Source organism: Hahella ganghwensis DSM 17046 (assembly GCF_000376785.1).
Classification (GTDB): domain Bacteria; phylum Pseudomonadota; class Gammaproteobacteria; order Pseudomonadales; family Oleiphilaceae; genus Hahella; species Hahella ganghwensis.
The window spans coordinates 1-15,907 of the sequence record NZ_AQXX01000130.1 but is presented as its reverse complement, the minus strand read 5'-3'; the positions used below and the strand labels follow the sequence as shown (position 1 = coordinate 15,907).

At 48.4% G+C, this 15,907-nt stretch carries 16 protein-coding genes and 1 pseudogene; 12 read left to right on the top strand and 5 right to left on the bottom strand.

Annotated elements, in window-relative coordinates:
- Window position 1 precedes the first annotated feature (1 nt).
- From F566_RS0120575 to F566_RS0120555, 5 genes are all read left to right on the top strand, one after another.
- Window positions 2-6,223: a hypothetical protein gene (locus F566_RS0120575; RefSeq protein ID WP_020408919.1), complete on the top strand. Its 6,222-nt coding sequence runs from the start codon at window positions 2-4 to the stop codon at window positions 6,221-6,223.
- Window positions 6,224-6,226: 3 nt separating this feature from the next.
- Complete coding sequence (locus tag F566_RS0120570) at window positions 6,227-6,427, top strand: hypothetical protein (RefSeq protein ID WP_020408918.1); 201 nt, start codon at window positions 6,227-6,229, stop codon at window positions 6,425-6,427.
- A gap of 154 nt (window positions 6,428-6,581) precedes the next feature.
- Window positions 6,582-7,361 carry a DNA adenine methylase gene (locus F566_RS0120565; protein ID WP_026180175.1) on the top strand — a complete coding sequence of 260 codons (780 nt, stop codon included), beginning with the start codon at window positions 6,582-6,584 and terminating at the stop codon, window positions 7,359-7,361.
- Between the two features lie 231 nt (window positions 7,362-7,592).
- Window positions 7,593-8,057, top strand: a complete 465-nt coding sequence (locus F566_RS0120560) for a hypothetical protein (RefSeq protein ID WP_020408916.1) — start codon at window positions 7,593-7,595, stop codon at window positions 8,055-8,057.
- A 9-nt stretch (window positions 8,058-8,066) separates the two neighbouring features.
- Window positions 8,067-8,390 (top strand): hypothetical protein, encoded by a 324-nt coding sequence (locus F566_RS0120555; protein WP_020408915.1) that lies wholly within the window; start codon window positions 8,067-8,069, stop codon window positions 8,388-8,390.
- A gap of 64 nt (window positions 8,391-8,454) precedes the next feature.
- Here the strand turns inward: F566_RS0120555 and F566_RS0120550 are convergent, their stop codons facing one another.
- Entirely contained in the window at window positions 8,455-8,910 is a 456-nt protein-coding gene (locus F566_RS0120550) for a hypothetical protein (RefSeq protein WP_020408914.1), read from the bottom strand.
- Between the two features lie 182 nt (window positions 8,911-9,092).
- On the opposite strand from F566_RS0120550, the gene F566_RS0120545 reads away from it, so the two are divergent.
- Window positions 9,093-9,281 (top strand): hypothetical protein, encoded by a 189-nt coding sequence (locus F566_RS0120545; protein ID WP_020408913.1) that lies wholly within the window; start codon window positions 9,093-9,095, stop codon window positions 9,279-9,281.
- 397 nt (window positions 9,282-9,678) lie between these two features.
- Window positions 9,679-10,218 (top strand): hypothetical protein, encoded by a 540-nt coding sequence (locus F566_RS0120535; RefSeq protein WP_020408912.1) that lies wholly within the window; start codon window positions 9,679-9,681, stop codon window positions 10,216-10,218.
- Window positions 10,219-10,399: 181 nt separating this feature from the next.
- Here F566_RS0120535 and F566_RS0120525 read toward each other — a convergent pair whose 3' ends face one another.
- The 3 genes from F566_RS0120525 to F566_RS0120515 form a co-directional block, all read right to left on the bottom strand.
- Window positions 10,400-10,768: a hypothetical protein gene (locus F566_RS0120525; RefSeq protein WP_157496953.1), complete on the bottom strand. Its 369-nt coding sequence runs from the start codon at window positions 10,766-10,768 to the stop codon at window positions 10,400-10,402.
- A gap of 260 nt (window positions 10,769-11,028) precedes the next feature.
- Window positions 11,029-11,358, bottom strand: a complete 330-nt coding sequence (locus tag F566_RS0120520; RefSeq protein ID WP_020408910.1) for a hypothetical protein — start codon at window positions 11,356-11,358, stop codon at window positions 11,029-11,031.
- Window positions 11,359-11,367: 9 nt separating this feature from the next.
- Window positions 11,368-11,829 carry a hypothetical protein gene (locus tag F566_RS0120515; protein WP_020408909.1) on the bottom strand — a complete coding sequence of 154 codons (462 nt, stop codon included), beginning with the start codon at window positions 11,827-11,829 and terminating at the stop codon, window positions 11,368-11,370.
- A gap of 601 nt (window positions 11,830-12,430) precedes the next feature.
- On the opposite strand from F566_RS0120515, the gene F566_RS0120505 reads away from it, so the two are divergent.
- The 5 genes from F566_RS0120505 (at window position 12,431) to F566_RS38375 (ending at window position 15,604) form a co-directional block, all read left to right on the top strand.
- Entirely contained in the window at window positions 12,431-13,243 is an 813-nt protein-coding gene (locus F566_RS0120505; protein WP_020408908.1) for a substrate-binding periplasmic protein, read from the top strand.
- Window positions 13,244-13,566: 323 nt separating this feature from the next.
- Window positions 13,567-14,223 (top strand): substrate-binding periplasmic protein, encoded by a 657-nt coding sequence (locus F566_RS33585; protein ID WP_020408907.1) that lies wholly within the window; start codon window positions 13,567-13,569, stop codon window positions 14,221-14,223.
- A gap of 199 nt (window positions 14,224-14,422) precedes the next feature.
- Window positions 14,423-14,683, top strand: a complete 261-nt coding sequence (locus F566_RS0120495) for a hypothetical protein (protein ID WP_020408906.1) — start codon at window positions 14,423-14,425, stop codon at window positions 14,681-14,683.
- A gap of 310 nt (window positions 14,684-14,993) precedes the next feature.
- Window positions 14,994-15,512, top strand: coding sequence for a hypothetical protein (locus F566_RS37200; RefSeq protein WP_051085404.1), 519 nt, complete (start codon window positions 14,994-14,996; stop codon window positions 15,510-15,512).
- On the top strand, window positions 15,440-15,604 hold the full coding sequence (locus F566_RS38375; RefSeq protein WP_425402012.1) for an endonuclease: 165 nt from the start codon (window positions 15,440-15,442) through the stop codon (window positions 15,602-15,604). The genes F566_RS37200 and F566_RS38375 overlap by 73 nt, the downstream gene beginning before the upstream one ends.
- A gap of 43 nt (window positions 15,605-15,647) precedes the next feature.
- Here the strand turns inward: F566_RS38375 and F566_RS36400 are convergent.
- A pseudogene (locus F566_RS36400) lies at window positions 15,648-15,907 on the bottom strand (IS4 family transposase); the annotation flags it as partial.

Below are 15,907 nucleotides of genomic sequence, written 5' to 3'. Positions count from 1 at the left end.
CGTGAGGACTGATAACTCCAATTTCGTTGGGGCCTGGGGCCTCGATGTCGTAAATGTCGCCTATGTCATCGAGTTAAGTTTTGATGAAGCCAATACGGATGTTGTCTATTTCACCAGCGGACCCATTCAGGGTCTAACCGGTGAAGTCTATGAAGGTGTCCTGCAGAACATTTCCGGTACCAGCCAGAAGATATCCCCTGATAAAGGTCTGTCGACTATCGGATCTCTGACGTTCCATGCCCTGGATATCCAAGGCTCAGGCACGCCAGCCTACATCGACCTGACTGACCTGCAGAGTGACAAACTCAGCTCATCTGATAAAGGCCTGAAAGGCAAGCGTGCGCGCTTTTGGGTAGGTGCCACTGAGTTGGATTGGTCTGATTTCATCATGGCCACCACGCAAGTTGTGAGCGAGGTCGTATACGAGGAAGGGAAGTACACCTTCAACTGCAGTGATGTTCAGCGCCTGCTCCGGGAAGACATCTTTGACGTTAAGAAAACAGCGCTCAGCCAGTCTGTGGCAGCTGGAGCGTCGACCATTCCAGTATATGACACATCTGATTTTGAGATGGTCAAGCAGCCCGTCTCACCCTCCGGTATTACAGACGCATCTGGGCAGACTGTCGGTTACATCATGCTCCCTAATAAGTGCGTTGTGCGGTACACCGGGAAGACTGCCAATTCATTTACCGGTTGCACCTGGGGTGTGCTCGATACTGCCCACTTGATTGAGGATATCGAGAAGTCAAACGACTCAAATAAAGATAATGCGCCGGTCATCGAGGAGTATGTCTACCTCGAAATGCCTGCGCCTATGTTGTTGTACGCTCTGCTGACCGGTTCAATATACGGTTATGCCGGCGAGTTTCTACCAGACCATTGGCACCTCGGCGTCGACGCTCAATACATCCGTACCAGCGACTTTCTAAATATTGGCTCCGACCTGTGGGATCTCACGAATTTTGATGAGGGGCTTGCCGCCGTCGTCCGTGGACAATCGAAAGTCGATGGTAAGAAGTACATCGAGGAACAGTTGCTTCTGCTGATGGGGTGTTTCTCTCCAGTTTATTCAAGCGGTGAAATGGGGCTACGTCGAAGGACTGTCATTCACTCCAGCGGCTCTTACATCCGCGAACTCAATGTTGATTCAAACGTCAAGGACTATGGCGAACTTACCCACAATATGGATTCAGTTATCAACCTGATTTCCATCCAGTGGAGCTACGATCCGGTCGAGAAAACCTATCGCCGGGTAAATGCTGTATCAGACTCTGATTCGATAACCAGGCACGGTGTCAGTAAGCTCAAAGAAATCAAGTTCAAGACCCTACATTCATCACGCCACAGCTTCGATGTAATTAAGAACCACTTCGACGCCCTCCGGGATGCCTATGCTGGCCCACCACTCGAAATCACCCTTGTCCTTTTGGCAGATAACAACGACCTGGAGGTCGGCGACATCGTGCGGGTCAAGTTGGAGAACGTGGCCGACTATACCAATACAACCGGCACACTAACCCTTGATCGAAATTTCGAGATCCAACAGATCTCCACTGACTGGGAGACCGGGGACGTTGTCGTCCGCCTTCTGGGCAGTAGTCAGCCAGCTGGTGCGATCCCTCCACAGGAGCCAGGTACCGCAATAACTGACAGTTGGTATTCATCTGCGGGAACCGAAATCAACGAGACAAACTTCCCTGGCCAAGTCACCGAGGTAGGTGGTGTCACGCACGTAACAGGCACAATTACTTTGACCGGTGGCAGTAACCTTAGAAGTTCTGGCTCTATTTTTTATTGCGACCAAGATTTGACCGTTGATTCAGGCGCCAGGGTTAACATTGTCAACAATGTACAGATGAGGATTCGCGGCTTCTTCCAAGAAAACGGGGATATGATCCTGACCGGCGGTGGCCATATGGGCAAGGTTGGTGGATTGGATGGAACTACGTCAGGTATTGGTCGGACATTAGCAGGGAAAGGTATTAAGTTCGGCGATGATTCACAGGCCAGAATCCAGAGCTTGAACAATGAAGGATCTGCTAATCCTGACCGGGACTGGCCTCCATTTTTGAACGTTACTGTTGGCAATGACGGAGTTCCTCGGGGACTTCCTACTGATATCCAAGGTAATGGAGGATCAGGAGGCGGCGAAGCTGTAAGCTCAATAATAAATACCGGTACAGCCCCCGGTGGATCAGGTGGAGATGGCGCTGCAGGATTGTTGGTAGTTTCTCGCGGGGCGGATATTGGAGCTGCTGGTAAAATTAAGAATGTCGGAGGTGCCGGGAGTCCTGGGCAAGCATTCGAAGTCATCAGCACAGGAACCCCCGCTTTCATAAAAGCAGGATCCGGCGCAGGTGGTTGCCCTGGTGGTATCTATTTCCTTGTTGACGGCCAAAACAACCCACCCAACATCACGACATCAAACTGTGTTGTTAGGTTCGGGTTAAGCCCAGTTTTAGATGGCTCCTATTACATACTCGGCAAAAAACACATCGCGGACACCGTTGGCTCAAGCTGGGATCCTCGATATCGCGGTATAGAGAATGCCGTGGCATCAAAATACGTAGGGACATACCTTGCCCCAAATCGCACCTTTAACGGCGACGGAGCCTTAAAGAGTGCGTCCGGGTTGGCAGAGAACGTTTCAGAAGCCTGGGTACGCGTGCAGATGCTTACTGGCTATGTTGCACCAGCGCCAGAGATCAAATATGCACCGATCCCCAGTGCGATCAATATCCAGGAAGCAACAAACACCCCGGCCAGCGCCCAGGGTAACCTATCAACGCTTGAGATAAGCGTCACGGATCCGGGTGATGATGCTTATAGCTATTCTGAGATCTACTATCAGCTGGACGGTCAAATAGGGTGGACATATGTGGGCGCGGCCTCCCCTGAAGCGACTGTGACAGTTGTCAGTGATGGCTCCACGTATAACTTCCGTGCATTCTCTGTCTCAAAGTCAGGTCTGAGATCCAAGTCCTATCAGACAGGATCGTGGACAGTTGAAGATATCAGTATTCCTGCAACCCGAGATACTGTGCTCCCGCTGCTGGTGCCCATTATCGCCCTGAAACAAGGTGGCACCGAGTTCACTGGACGCGATGCACATTTCCTATTCACCGATAATAACTACCAGAAAGAGCACTTCGCTTACTATCAGCTGCAGATTTACAACGGTGCCATCCTGGTCAGGACAGAACAGATTACCGACCGGGCATACACATACAGCAGCGAGAAGAACCTGGAAGACGGTAACTTCAGGGAAATCACTGTCAAAGTAAAAGCCATTGGTAACCAGGGACAGGAGAGTAACGAAGCCACTCTCACGGTCGATAACCCTGCCCCAGCTACGCCCACAGGTCTGACAGCTAATCCCAGATTCAGCTCGGTTGCTCTAAAATTCAATGCACCTACCGACCAGGATTATGCTTACTTTGAAGTATTTGTGGACACCTCCACCCCAGTGGCTGAAAACAGCTCAACGAGCAGGGGCATTTTCTACGGCTCCGCAGTCACAATCGGCGGTCTCGATACAGGCACCCAATACTATTTCAGGCTGAAGTTGTATGACGTATTCGGCGCTGGGGGCTATGCAGAAGTAGGTGCCACCACTTTGGACTTGGTTACACCTGATGAGCTCGGACCATGGGCATCGATCACCAACGCTGACTTGGCATTCATTAACACTTACGTTGACAACGACGCTATCCCGTCCACGAAGATCGAGAACATTGTCGCCGGCAAGATCGCCACTGGTTCACTCGCTGCCACAACCATTATCACTACCTTGGGAATCGTCCAGGCTGTCAACGGAAATATTAAAGCCACATTGGGTCCAAAGAGCCTGGGTGGGGATGTCTATTTGTTGAGCGCTGAAGACAATGGGACTGTAATTTTCGGCGTTAAAGATGACGGTGGCGCGATATTTACCGGTAGCGTGACACTTACCGGAAACAGCAGCGGTTACTCCAACCTTTCAGATGCCCCTGATCTTAATGATGTTGCGGCAAATGGCGGGGATATGCACTCCAATCCAAGAGGCCTGATTGTGGCAAAGGATGGCAGGCCTGCAGGTGTTAGAGTTGTTTCTGGTGGAAGCACAAGCATTGTAAGTTATCTTGACCAGGCTCTTGGCCATATAAAGATATATAGCGCTACAGACTCTTCTGTCGGCGTTGCTTATCCCGCTTTCAGAGTCGAGCCAGAAACAAAATACAGGCTTAAGTTCAGATATAAATCTGATCAAAACAGCGCATCCGGCCTTTATGTAAGGATTGGGGAATATGACAGCGAGCTGCCTGACGGAGTAACCCACGTAAGCGAAGGCGGTGTAGGCGGGGCGGAACCTTCCTACAACGTAAGCGGTGACAGAGCTGTTCTGATAGGGTTCGAGAATGCAGCAATTACGACCGCTTGGCAGACAGCCGAAGTAACATATACCCCAACATCTACGGCAAAGTACGCATCTGTTAATTTCCTAAACTGGACAGGGATGGGGCTCTCAGAGCTTCATATCGCCCTATGTTCTGTCACTCCCATAGTCAATTCTGACGCTGATGTAACGGCTGACAACACTGCAAACGACACTGCCAACGTAAACGGCGTTCCCTCGACCACAATTACAGCAAATATCGCCCAGGCCATATCAGATGCTGCCAGTGCTCAGTCGACTGCAGATGGAAAGATCGAAACATTCTTTCAAACAGGTGCACCTACAGCTTCAGGTGTTGGTGATTTGTGGTTTGATACCGACGATGGAAACAGGGTTTACCGGTGGAATGGATCTAGCTGGGTTGATTCACAGGATACGGAGATTGCCCAGGCCATATCAAATGCTGCTGGAGCCCAAGCAACAGCCGATGGCAAGGTCACAACTTTCTATCAGGCCACGGCTCCAACTGCTGAGGGTGTCGGTGATCTGTGGTATGACACCGATGACGACATCGTATACCGGTGGAATGGCAGTAATTGGTTGTCTAGTTTTGCCACTTTTGGGGCTGACTGGTCATCAAACGTTTCCAACATCCCTGCTCGGTTTGGTAATGCGCCAGCCGGTTCTGGTCTGTACCTCACCAATACTCATCTGGGCTATTACGATAGCTCCATGTGGCAGACCTACATGGACAACTCAGGCAATTTTTTCCTGAATGGCGACTCCTCAAACTTCCTGTCATGGAACGGGTCTACCCTTCAGGTGCGCGGGGACATTCAGGCGACGAGTGTTGCTGCAAGCATATCAATCAGTGCCCCAACTATCACAGGAGGAAGCATAAACGGCACATCTGTGACAGCTACGACCATCACCGGAGGAACAATACAAACATCTACAACCGGTGCTCGAACAGAGATTAGCGATGCAACGGATCAGATCAGGGTATTTAATGATACTGGGAATGGAACCATTGACAGAACTATTACCCTTGGAGATAACGACAGTATCTATAACGACTGCCACTTGGTGGTAGGAAATACTTCCTCGAATTGGACCAGAAATGGAATATTCGGTGGGAGCTACTCCAAAGCAGGAATACTCGGAAGATCTATTAACAGCAATGGAGTAGAAGGTAGGGCTCTTGGGACATCTGCTGGCTCTGTAGGGGTGCGTGGGTCTCACTCCCAAAACGGTAGAGGCGTATATGCTACTTCATATGGTGGAACTGCCTGCGAGGCAGCTACATCTATTGGCCCCTCCTATGATTTCTATGCTTCTGGAGCTGGAACAAACTACGGCCCATTCACAGGCGCTCATGATGCCTTACTACCCAAAATTGGCCCTCCTTATGAACCTGGAGACATTGTAAAAGCTGGGCTTGTCATCGCAAGAAGGGGAGTATCTAACACGATTCTAGGTATTGAGGTGCAGGATTCTCCGGCATCAAAAGACACCTTCGGAGTAATTGTATGGACTAAGGAACTGCCAGAGCAAGATGTTGGCCCGGTTTCGATGCGGTTAATGCCAGAAGAAGAATATGTCAATAAATCAAACCTCTATTACCTTGCATCTGTAAATGGCGTTGGTGAAGGCCAGATAAACATCTGTGACGAAGGCGGCGATATTGAAGTGGGTGACCTGATCACATCCAGCTCAACCCTTGGAAAAGGAATGCTCTATTCCGGATCTGATATGCGCGTCGTGGTCGCAAAGGCCATGGAGCCCGTCACCTGGGCAGATGAATCAGAAACAACCAAGCAGATTGCATGTATCTATCTATGCGGGTGATCGATGACAAGCAACACAATCACCATAGAACTCCAGATTGCCTGGTGGTTCCAGTTTCTCTATTTACCTGGAGTAATTGCCATGCTGATTTTCTGCCGGCTTATCAACAGCAATGCACAGCTGGACATGGGCAAATTTGAATATTGGTACCATCGGGCTGTCAGGATAAAAGTTATAGCAATTAAGGAGGGGCAGCAGAAGTAAAAGCACCTCGGAAGAAAGAAGGCGACCGGCCATTGCGCCAACAATGACCGGACAGCGCCAGCATGAGCAAGCCATGCGAGCACCCAAGGCCTTCCCGCCTCGCGAGGCAGGAAGAAGCCTAGTCAACAGATTTAGGTTTGTAAAGGAACTCGCAATGACATTACCAATTATCAATTGGATGGGGGGCAAGCGCCGATTAGCTCCACAGATACTCCCTTTATTCGGCGAACACACATGCTACGTAGAGGTATTTTGTGGAGGTGGTGCGTTGTTCTTCATGAAACAACAAAGCCATGTGGAGGTAATTAATGACACTAACTCCGACTTGGTGAATCTATACCGAGTCGTCCAACATCACTTAGAAGAGTTCGTCAGGCAATTTAAATGGGCGTTAGTCAGTCGCGAGATGTTCAAATGGTTGAAAGATGCTCACATCCCTGGCCTCACAGACATTCAACGTGCTGCTAGATTCTTTTACCTGCAGCAGACAGCATTCGGCGCAAAGGTAGAGGGACAATCCTTCGGCACCAGTGCAACACGCCCACCTAAGCTCAACCTGCTCCGGATAGAGGAGAATCTGAGTGAAGCGCACTTACGTCTGGCTGGTGTTGTGATCGAGAAGCTTGATTGGGCTGATTGCATCGAAAGATACGACCGGCCAGACACTCTTTTTTACCTGGATCCTCCATACTGGCAGACAGCTGGCTACGGTTGCCCGTTCGATTGGAGTCAATACACCCGAATGGCTGAACTAGCCAAGTCGATCAAGGGCAGGATGATCATCAGTATCAATGATCACGAAGACATCCGGGAATGCTTCAGTGAAATGGAATTGCGGGAGTTTAAGCTGAACCACACGGTGGGTGGTAATTCTGGGGTGGAGGTAAACGAGCTGGTGTATTGTAACTTCGATCCACAGGACCGGCTATTTTGAGATATCTCTCACAGGGATAGGTGATATATTGCCTTATATTGCCCTGTGAGAGTGGGTATCATGCTCCTCGTCACTCGCACGGATGCCTGAACATAATTGCAATGGATGCCCAGTGATAGCGGCCCGGCTGGGTCGCCTCCTTTCGAAATATGCCTTATGGTCGATTGAGCACCTGGCGTTAGCCTGCTACCCTCCCCAGCCGATTTTTATTAGTTCAAGTTAGGTCATGGAATGAGAAATAGGGATATTTTTTTAAGACACTCCTTTTACACTACCGCAAGCCCTGAAGACTTCTGGATTGAAGTTGTGCATTCAGAGGTCTACCGCTCCAGCAAAAGCAAAAGCAATCCAAAATATCTGCAAAAGGACGGTTTACGCCCTGCCGACTTCGACAAGGCTGCCGACCCGTTTGCTGAAGACAAACTACTTATTCCCAATCCCAATAAAGGGCTATCATTTGCCGACTCAATGGAAACTCTTAGAAATAAGAAGATCCGGGGGAAGTATCTTTTCAGGGGGCAAACAGCTTGGATGATCACACCTGGGCCACTCCCTGAAGGATTAGTTATTAACTACCAAGATAAATCACACCCAATGATTAACGCCTGTCGGGTTATGCTGGAATCAGAGTTTATTAATAAAATTAATACCCTCCTCGAACAGAACAGGTATATTTGCACGAACATTAAGGTGTAAGACAGCAACATGGAAACCAAGATAGTTAAATTTCAAAAAGCACTGTATGGGCCAATCGTTAAAATTGCAGAAAGAGAGAAGTTCCCAAAGTGCCTCTCTATCCTCGCTAAATATGATCGGTCTACCGAAGAGCTGCCCCTTACCCAAGAAGAGGCTCAGCACATTGTTGACATGTTGGGTTATGAGGCACTACGCCTGGATTTAGTCTGTCCGTACACTGATGACGACCCAGAGTATGACGATGATCTTGCGGATGAGTGGACAGACTTTGTGCAAAGCATTTACCCGCATGCACTGAACTGCATTCAAAAGCAGTTTGAGGTTGAGGAATAGCGAGTAAACGCCTTATCAAAATTGGACACCTAAGAGGAGTATGAGGCTTCTCTCCCGTAGAAACTCAGATCGATGCTGCTGGGCTGCTTTGGAATAACCCCCAGAGTATTCCGGCCAGCCCCAAAAGAAAGGCCCATATAGGGAGCGCTCGAATAAAGAGTAATTGCGCTTTTGTCTTGCCATCAAAACTCCATGCACCAATTAAACCAGCCTGCCTCCATATGCCTTTCAAGTTCCAAAATTCACCATTCTTATCGTTTGCTATGCTTGTTGTGAGCCGCCACATGATGAAAAAATAAACATGTGCCACCCCTAAGAATACCCACATACTCAGCACATTTAACTCGACTCCAAAAATTGCCGGTTTCAAAGAATCAGAAAACAACAGGACGGCAATTAGTGAAGAGCTGCCCAGGATGTTTCTACGGTATTCTCTCCCACCTTCAGAAAAGTCAGGTGGGGGAGTATATGTCGCTTTAATCTTTACTGTCTGTTCCGGCTGACGCGCATCGATACTCATAGGATTTCCTTATACAGGTCCAGTTACCTCTGGCCAACATGAGTTAAGTTTGTGAAAGCAACATAGTTCCACTAAAAGCCGAAAATTATCAAGTATCCTGTCAATCGATCAGCTCGCGCACTATAAAATCTGCTATATTTTTGATCAGCCAATGATTCAAAAAAGATAAGGAGCAAGTCGAAATGGAATTGTCAGATGTTAGAGAAGTGATAGAGACCATGCGTATACAAGAAGCGAACAGTCTCCTCAAGCTGGGGTGGATTCTTATCGCAGTCGCACCAGGACAGTTTGAAGATACGCAGGGCTCATATGTTCGTTACTGCCTGGGGTGGACAAAAGACCTGCCATCTGACCGTGGCGAGCGCTATTGATAGACAAATTACCCTCGTGGGCTTTTTGTCAAAGAGTAGCGCCTTAATAACGCAGTTAAGGCGCTCACCTTCCCTTTAACATGCTCTTCCAAAAGGAACCGCTTGCCCTTGTACTTGATTACCGGCCAAGGAAAGGATGTGGACGACTCCTGACCGCACTTAGAACACTTCACATCCCAGGTTGTGGGGTGAGTATGAATAATTTGCTCTTCCATCCATTTATCAGTTCTTTCAGCGTGCCGGTCAAGCGTCCTGAGAACCCCACCGCACTCGCACAGCTGTTCTATAAACTCTACCTCTACAGTCTTTGATACCGTTCTCACTACCTTTGCCTCATGTTGACGATACGTGACGCCTGGTCTACTTTTAACCGGCATACAAATCAACGGAGGATTACATGAGAGCCGCGTTACTTTCAATCGCCATGCTGGTGCTCTGCAGCTGTGCAGCAGTTGACTCAGCATTAAGCACCAGGGGCATCATCACCGAATCGACATCACAATTTGACAACAAGCGTGTTGTTAACCTGTCGCCGGCAATCATCGAGCATGGCGGGTTCATGGCTGGCCTATATTGGGACAGCGATAAGCAGGACCGGGCTTTCTTCACATTCGCAGTCGACGGCACCTATTCATTTGTACCAGACGAACCACTGATGCTTAAGATTGATGGCAGGTTAGTCGAGCTCCCCCCTGTCAATGTGGATTCATATGGCGAGATTGAATATGACAAGGTGATGTATAAGAACGTGTCATTTAAGGACTATTGGATCAGCAAGGCGGATATAAAAGCCTTTGTAGATGCCCAGGAAACGACCTACCGGGTCATGTTCAGGAAAGGCTTTCATGATGGGGCTGTCGATTATGGCTGGAAAGGTTACAAATCCTATGCTGTGACAGGCTTCGATGACTTCTATCAGAGAGTATGGGGCGGTTGATCCGCCCTTCAATCACCTATGGCTACAGGATTAGGACCGGGCCATGCTTTAGGGCACGCATCCCGGTTATGCTTACGGCTCCCACAATAGGAGCACCTCAGATGCACACGGTTCGAAGAGCCTGCCCAGGTCTTAGGGCAATAATTATAAGTGTGGTATCTGCTGCCGCAATAGGTGCATGTCACTGGACCAACTCCTCCCCTGCCGATATCTGTCCACCTGGTGAATCCACGTTGATCTGAAGCCCCCTTACAGCTGGATCAGATAGAAACAGCTCCACAGAAGAGGCAACACTCACCCCATCCCGATTATCTACTAGCTTGACGACCTTCCATTTCAGCCTCCTTTGCATCCGCCTCAGTCGACGCCTATCCACTTTTCCGTCAGGCCTGAATACTTCTACTGGCGTAGCTCTGATCGCGTCCAGTTGCATTTCTACAGATGCCCTGTATTGCTCTACTACAACCTCACGGTACAGTGGCGAATAGGTATCGATCCTCTCCCGATGAGCCCTCCACAACTCCATATGTTTAGTAATCGTTTTAGTCATGGCTATCAGCTTGCCTAGCTTTCTTCTCTGTATATTCATATTAATATCAATAACTTATATATTGTCAGACCATGTTAATGAGAATATTTCTCATCGCCGGGGACCCTGGCTATCCCAATCCACCGTGGGGTGGAGCTGCCGCGCGGGCTTCGACTAATTTTTGAAATCGTATAGAAGGCCACCACAAGTGGCTGAAACCCTTGCATATACAAAGGATTAGGGGTGGCCTAGCTGGCCCTGAAAAATCAATCACTTATGACCTACGAGACCTTCTTGTATTCATCAAGATCTATATATTTGGTCCGCTCAAATGAGTGAAACTCACCAGATCGTATGGATGCCGCTATCCTTTCCAGCCAATCGGCCAACTTGTTTGCCGCATCACCTGGTGATTCTTGCGGTGGGAAATCGTCCATTGCTATTTCGGCTGTCCATGTAGTGGGCACAGTCCTGGGGTTACCATAAATGGTTAGCTTCTGTTGTAGCATTGTGTCCCCGTTGTTGTGCTCGACCAGATAGACAAACGTAGTTTCATTGAGCGGCTCTGAACTCTGTTCGTATTTAATTAATTCAACTTTGCCTTTGTTCATGCGCTTCTCTCACTTATTGCCAAAGATCTCGCTATCAAGGTCCAGCTCAATGGTGAGAACCACAGCGGTTCCCATGAGTGAAACAGTGGGCTTTACCTGGTACTTGGTGTAAGTCGCGGAAGGGACGACGACAGGACAGACCCGGCGATCATTACCGTCCAGGTCTTTCGGTTTTGTGCAGTGCCGGTAGCCATATGTGGCCCCTGGCATTATCGACAGCCTGATGTCACCAAGCTGTTTATTGAATCGATGGCCGATGAAGAAACTGTCTTCATCAAAAGAATTCCGAAAGTATCCGCCTATCCAGTCGCGGTACTCGCCTGCAATCAGACGGTGGTTTGAGTTGTAATCGTAATCACTGCTGTCTATGTGATGAGACCAGCCGCCACCATGAACGGTGAACGTCTCGGCAATTGAGGATGTGGAAAAAGCCGCCAAAACCATGGCTATCAGAAATGTCCTAATGATCATGCTGTCACCTGCAAAGATTTTACGGTGCGTGATTTTTGCGTAATCCTGATGCAGCCTATTGCTGTCTACTGCAGGAAAACTGGTACGGTCACGCTACTTACAGTTAATAAAATCAATGCTTTACGTTAGATAACAGCACTCATAATGCTGGGGTCGGCGGTTCGAATCCGCCCCTAGCTACCACTCAAATTTCAAAGAGCCTGCTAATTTAGCGGGCTTTTTTTTGGCCGACCCTTTTTGTTTTTGCTGGGGTCGACGCAGGCGGCCTGCCCGCCTGGGCGGCCCCGATCGAATCCGCCCGCGGCCAGCTTGGCCTAGCTACCACTCAATCTCGTCGAGGCCAGCGCATCTCCCACATAGGCCTCATTATTTTCCCGTCCCCCATCACCAAACTTTCGGTGAACAGCCTCAGACGCTTTCTTTTACTGCAAGCAATCTGATGGTTATTAAATTACCGCCCAGAAAATTTAAATCGACAGTCTCAAAAAAATGTAACACTCTATCCTAAAACGTTCTGTCATTTGGCTCCCAAGATCTACACTTTTAATGAGCGCTCACTGAGCACCAAACATATCGCCTTACAATCACCTGGATCATCTGCATGCCCTTTGGCCGTATAACATTCACCAAGCATCCGACACTTTCCCATGGCTCAAAACGATTACTTTCTATCAGGCTGCTGGTTATCACTTGGCTGACAATGCTTTCCCTCCCCGTATTATCCGACACAGCACTGAAGTTCGTCATGCAGGATTCAGCCCCCAAATACCTCATCAAAGATGGAAGAGTCAGAGGGCTTTGCGGCGACGTCTACATGGCGCTGAAGTCACGACTGAACGCTAAAGGCATCAATGTTGTCATTACCAAGGAACTTCTACCAATAAAGCGGATTCTAATGATGGTGGAAAGTGGCATAAGCGACGCCTACTGTGGAGCCGGAAGAAACCCAAAGCGAGAAGAGCGTTTCATCTATTCAACCCTGCCCGTGTATTCAGTCAGCAATGTTGTAGCAGCTCACGAGAAAGAACTCTTCATCCCCCAGAGCTTCAACGATCTCTCTGAATCCAAAGCCCTGGTCGGAGCACTTTTGGGAACCTCGTCCGCCACCTTCCTGAAACAGCAACGGGGCGTAGTGGTCGATGATCAATTCCATACGCTCGATAACGCCCTCGAAGTGCTCGCGAAAAACCAGTTTGTCCGCTTTTTCTATTATCATGATCTCGGACTCAACTATCTGGTTCCCAACAGCGGACTTCCATTAAAAGTATTACCCACGAAGTTTCGTTCAACTCCTCAGTGGGTCATTTACAGCAAACAAACGCGGAAGGATTGGCGCACAATTCTGGACGAGGAAATTTCCTTAATGGTAAACAGCGGAGAAATGTCCGCCATTACACAGCCTTATCTTCAGTAATATCTCCATTAGCCTTAGTAGGACAATCTCCAGTACTTATCCCAGTGCTGACGTACAAAATGTAATATATTGAAAAACCATCTCTTTATCCGATCAAGATCCCCAAACTATCGCCGATGCATAAGTATCAAAACTGCTAGTAGTTGCTACACTATGATTAATGTTCCACCAACATCAGGGATGGTTCAGTATTGCTTCGGATTCGACTTTTCCTCCTCGCCCTGTCTTTATTGTGCTCATCCATCTCCAAGGCGGATACAATACAAGTCGTAACAACAGACTTTCCGCCATACTCTTATGAGAGAAACGGTAAAGTTCACGGCATGGCCACCGAAATAGTCAAAAAGGCCCTAACCAGAGCCGGGCTGAGCTACAACCTGAAAGTTTTCACTTGGTCGCGAGCCTATCACATGGCACGGAACACTCCGAACACCCTGATATTCTCCATAGCCAGATCAAAAGAACGTGAGAATGAGTTTCACTGGGTAGGTAAAGTCGCGCCATATAGCATAAGGATGTACAAACTGGCCATTCGTGAGGATATTAAAGTCGACTCACTGGAAGACGCCAAACAGTACATTGTGGGTGGAGAGCATTCCGACATCAAACAGGCTTATCTTCTGACAAAAGGTTTCGAAACAGGTAAAAATATTCTCCTTGTCAACAAGGATGAGCTCAATATCCGTAAACTCTTTGCCGGCAGGATCGACCTACTCCCCTTCAATGAACTCAGCCTTCCCATCATGCTTCACAAAGAAGGACATCGTGCAAGCGAACTGGAGCCTGTCTTAGATCTGGGCGACATCTCGCACGATCTCTATGCCGCTTTCCATAAGGACACCTCCCAAACTACAGTCAACAAGCTGAAAAGGGAAATGGATAAACTTAAACAAAGTGGATGGATTACCAAAATCCAGGATCGCCATCTCGATCAACGCACCGCTCTGACGCCCTCACCAGCAAAACCATCGACAGATTGACCCCTGTCAATCTGTCGTAAACTACAACAAGGATAATCTTTATAGCCTCTGAAAACGTTGGCAAGACCTTCACACCTGCAAAGGAATATGGCTGGCGAAAGAGTGCACCTGACGTCGTAGTCATAACGCAGATAGCTTTTCAAAGGTTTCCCGGGGCGCCTGCCCCACACTAACAAAGCAATCAGAAAGGGAGATAACGATGAGCCTCAAAGATGATTTCCAGAAATTGAAAGAAGATCTCGCCCAGCAGAGAGATGAATTACAGGTACAACTCAACCTGGCAAAAGCTGACCTCAAAGATGACTGGGAAGAGCTAGAACAACGCTACGATCAGTTCCGGCAGAAAGTTTCCCAAGTTTCCAGAGAAGCAGAGCACAGCGGCCAGAACGTTAAAGATGCCGCCCATAAGTTCGCCGAAGAGCTAAAAAAGGAATACGAGGATTTCAAACGTCGTCTCTGACAGGCGAAGAACAAAGATTTAACGGGCGCACTGCAACTTTACTGCGCCTGCAACGCATTCTCATTTCCGCCAGATGCATTTTTAAACAAAAAAGCATCTGACGGAAACATCCTTTTATCCTGAACAAACTGTCTATAAACTATACTATCAGGACCCGAGTCTCTCACAGTTCGTTCTGCCGGAGCTCACCGCCGGTTTCGCTATAGCCTTAACCGGCGCTAAAAAATAGATTTTGTGACCATCGATACTGAATAAGCACAAAAATAGTGAGTCACACATGAAAGACATCTGTTCAGTCCTAGCATGCTTAGTGGCGCTGACCTGTACATCGACATTTGCCCAGACCCAGCTCAACGATCCCAAAGAAACTCTGAAGAATGAGTTTTGGGGCAAATTGTATTCAACAGGCGGAGAAACACTGATATGCAAAAAAAAGTTCTCCAAGAAAAGCATTCTGGTGACCGAAAGTTATATCTATTCAACGCTTTGGATTCGGGACAATCTGGAATGCGGTACCCCCCGACAATGCCGCGAACATAGCGCCACTTACCGGCGTTTAACCAGCGACCTCCACAATATCTATCCTGAAGATGCCCGATTCGAATTGGAAAGACGGGCCGCGAAGTTTGAGGAACTGGATCACTCGGTTCCTGTTAGCGAATGCAATATCCGGCGGGTGTTTGGGGTTATAGATCCTCCTGACGATGTAAAGGGGGACATTGCCAGAAGTCTGTGTACATGTATGTCACTTACGATCTGCCGTTACACGGAGATCTCAGTCAACTCAAGCGCTGGCATCACGTCGACCCTCCCTCAGCAGAGGAGATAGAACGTAACAATCTAATTCGGGAAATTCAGGGCAATGACAATCAATTTATCGTTAACCCAGAAGCTGCCGACAGCATCAAACTGATCCATTAATCAACTCACATAAAAAAGCCCGGCCATTTTGCCGCAATGCTGTTCACTTAAGAGGAGCAGCATTGCGATCTACTGGATATCGGGTCTTTGATATCTTAACCGTCCGAGGTGTCGTAGGCCTCGGACGCCTCTCCAAAAACAGACTACTAATTCCCGATCTTAACTCTGACAAGCGCCGACCTGTTCCAGATATCGGATTGGAAGCCGCCATCACAATTAACTGAACAGCAATATAATCACACACTGGTTTGAAGCGAATGTCAGACGGGGCTCGATCAAAGCTTACCGCCGCAATCGATGCTT

What these genes read in the sequence shown, in the direction of transcription:
- F566_RS33585 (WP_020408907.1), top strand. Translation starts at nt 13,567, where the DNA reads ATGGCCACCGAAATAGTCAAAAAGGCCCTAACCAGAGCCGGGCTGAGC.
- F566_RS0120570 (WP_020408918.1), top strand. Translation starts at nt 6,227, where the DNA reads ATGACAAGCAACACAATCACCATAGAACTCCAGATTGCCTGGTGGTTC.
- F566_RS0120525 (WP_157496953.1), bottom strand. Translation starts at nt 10,768, where the DNA reads ATGACTAAAACGATTACTAAACATATGGAGTTGTGGAGGGCTCATCGG.
- F566_RS0120535 (WP_020408912.1), top strand. Translation starts at nt 9,679, where the DNA reads ATGAGAGCCGCGTTACTTTCAATCGCCATGCTGGTGCTCTGCAGCTGT.
- F566_RS0120505 (WP_020408908.1), top strand. Translation starts at nt 12,431, where the DNA reads ATGCCCTTTGGCCGTATAACATTCACCAAGCATCCGACACTTTCCCAT.
- F566_RS0120565 (WP_026180175.1), top strand. Translation starts at nt 6,582, where the DNA reads ATGACATTACCAATTATCAATTGGATGGGGGGCAAGCGCCGATTAGCT.
- F566_RS0120550 (WP_020408914.1), bottom strand. Translation starts at nt 8,910, where the DNA reads ATGAGTATCGATGCGCGTCAGCCGGAACAGACAGTAAAGATTAAAGCG.
- F566_RS0120545 (WP_020408913.1), top strand. Translation starts at nt 9,093, where the DNA reads ATGGAATTGTCAGATGTTAGAGAAGTGATAGAGACCATGCGTATACAA.
- F566_RS0120495 (WP_020408906.1), top strand. Translation starts at nt 14,423, where the DNA reads ATGAGCCTCAAAGATGATTTCCAGAAATTGAAAGAAGATCTCGCCCAG.
- F566_RS0120555 (WP_020408915.1), top strand. Translation starts at nt 8,067, where the DNA reads ATGGAAACCAAGATAGTTAAATTTCAAAAAGCACTGTATGGGCCAATC.
- F566_RS0120560 (WP_020408916.1), top strand. Translation starts at nt 7,593, where the DNA reads ATGAGAAATAGGGATATTTTTTTAAGACACTCCTTTTACACTACCGCA.
- F566_RS0120515 (WP_020408909.1), bottom strand. Translation starts at nt 11,829, where the DNA reads ATGATCATTAGGACATTTCTGATAGCCATGGTTTTGGCGGCTTTTTCC.
- F566_RS0120520 (WP_020408910.1), bottom strand. Translation starts at nt 11,358, where the DNA reads ATGAACAAAGGCAAAGTTGAATTAATTAAATACGAACAGAGTTCAGAG.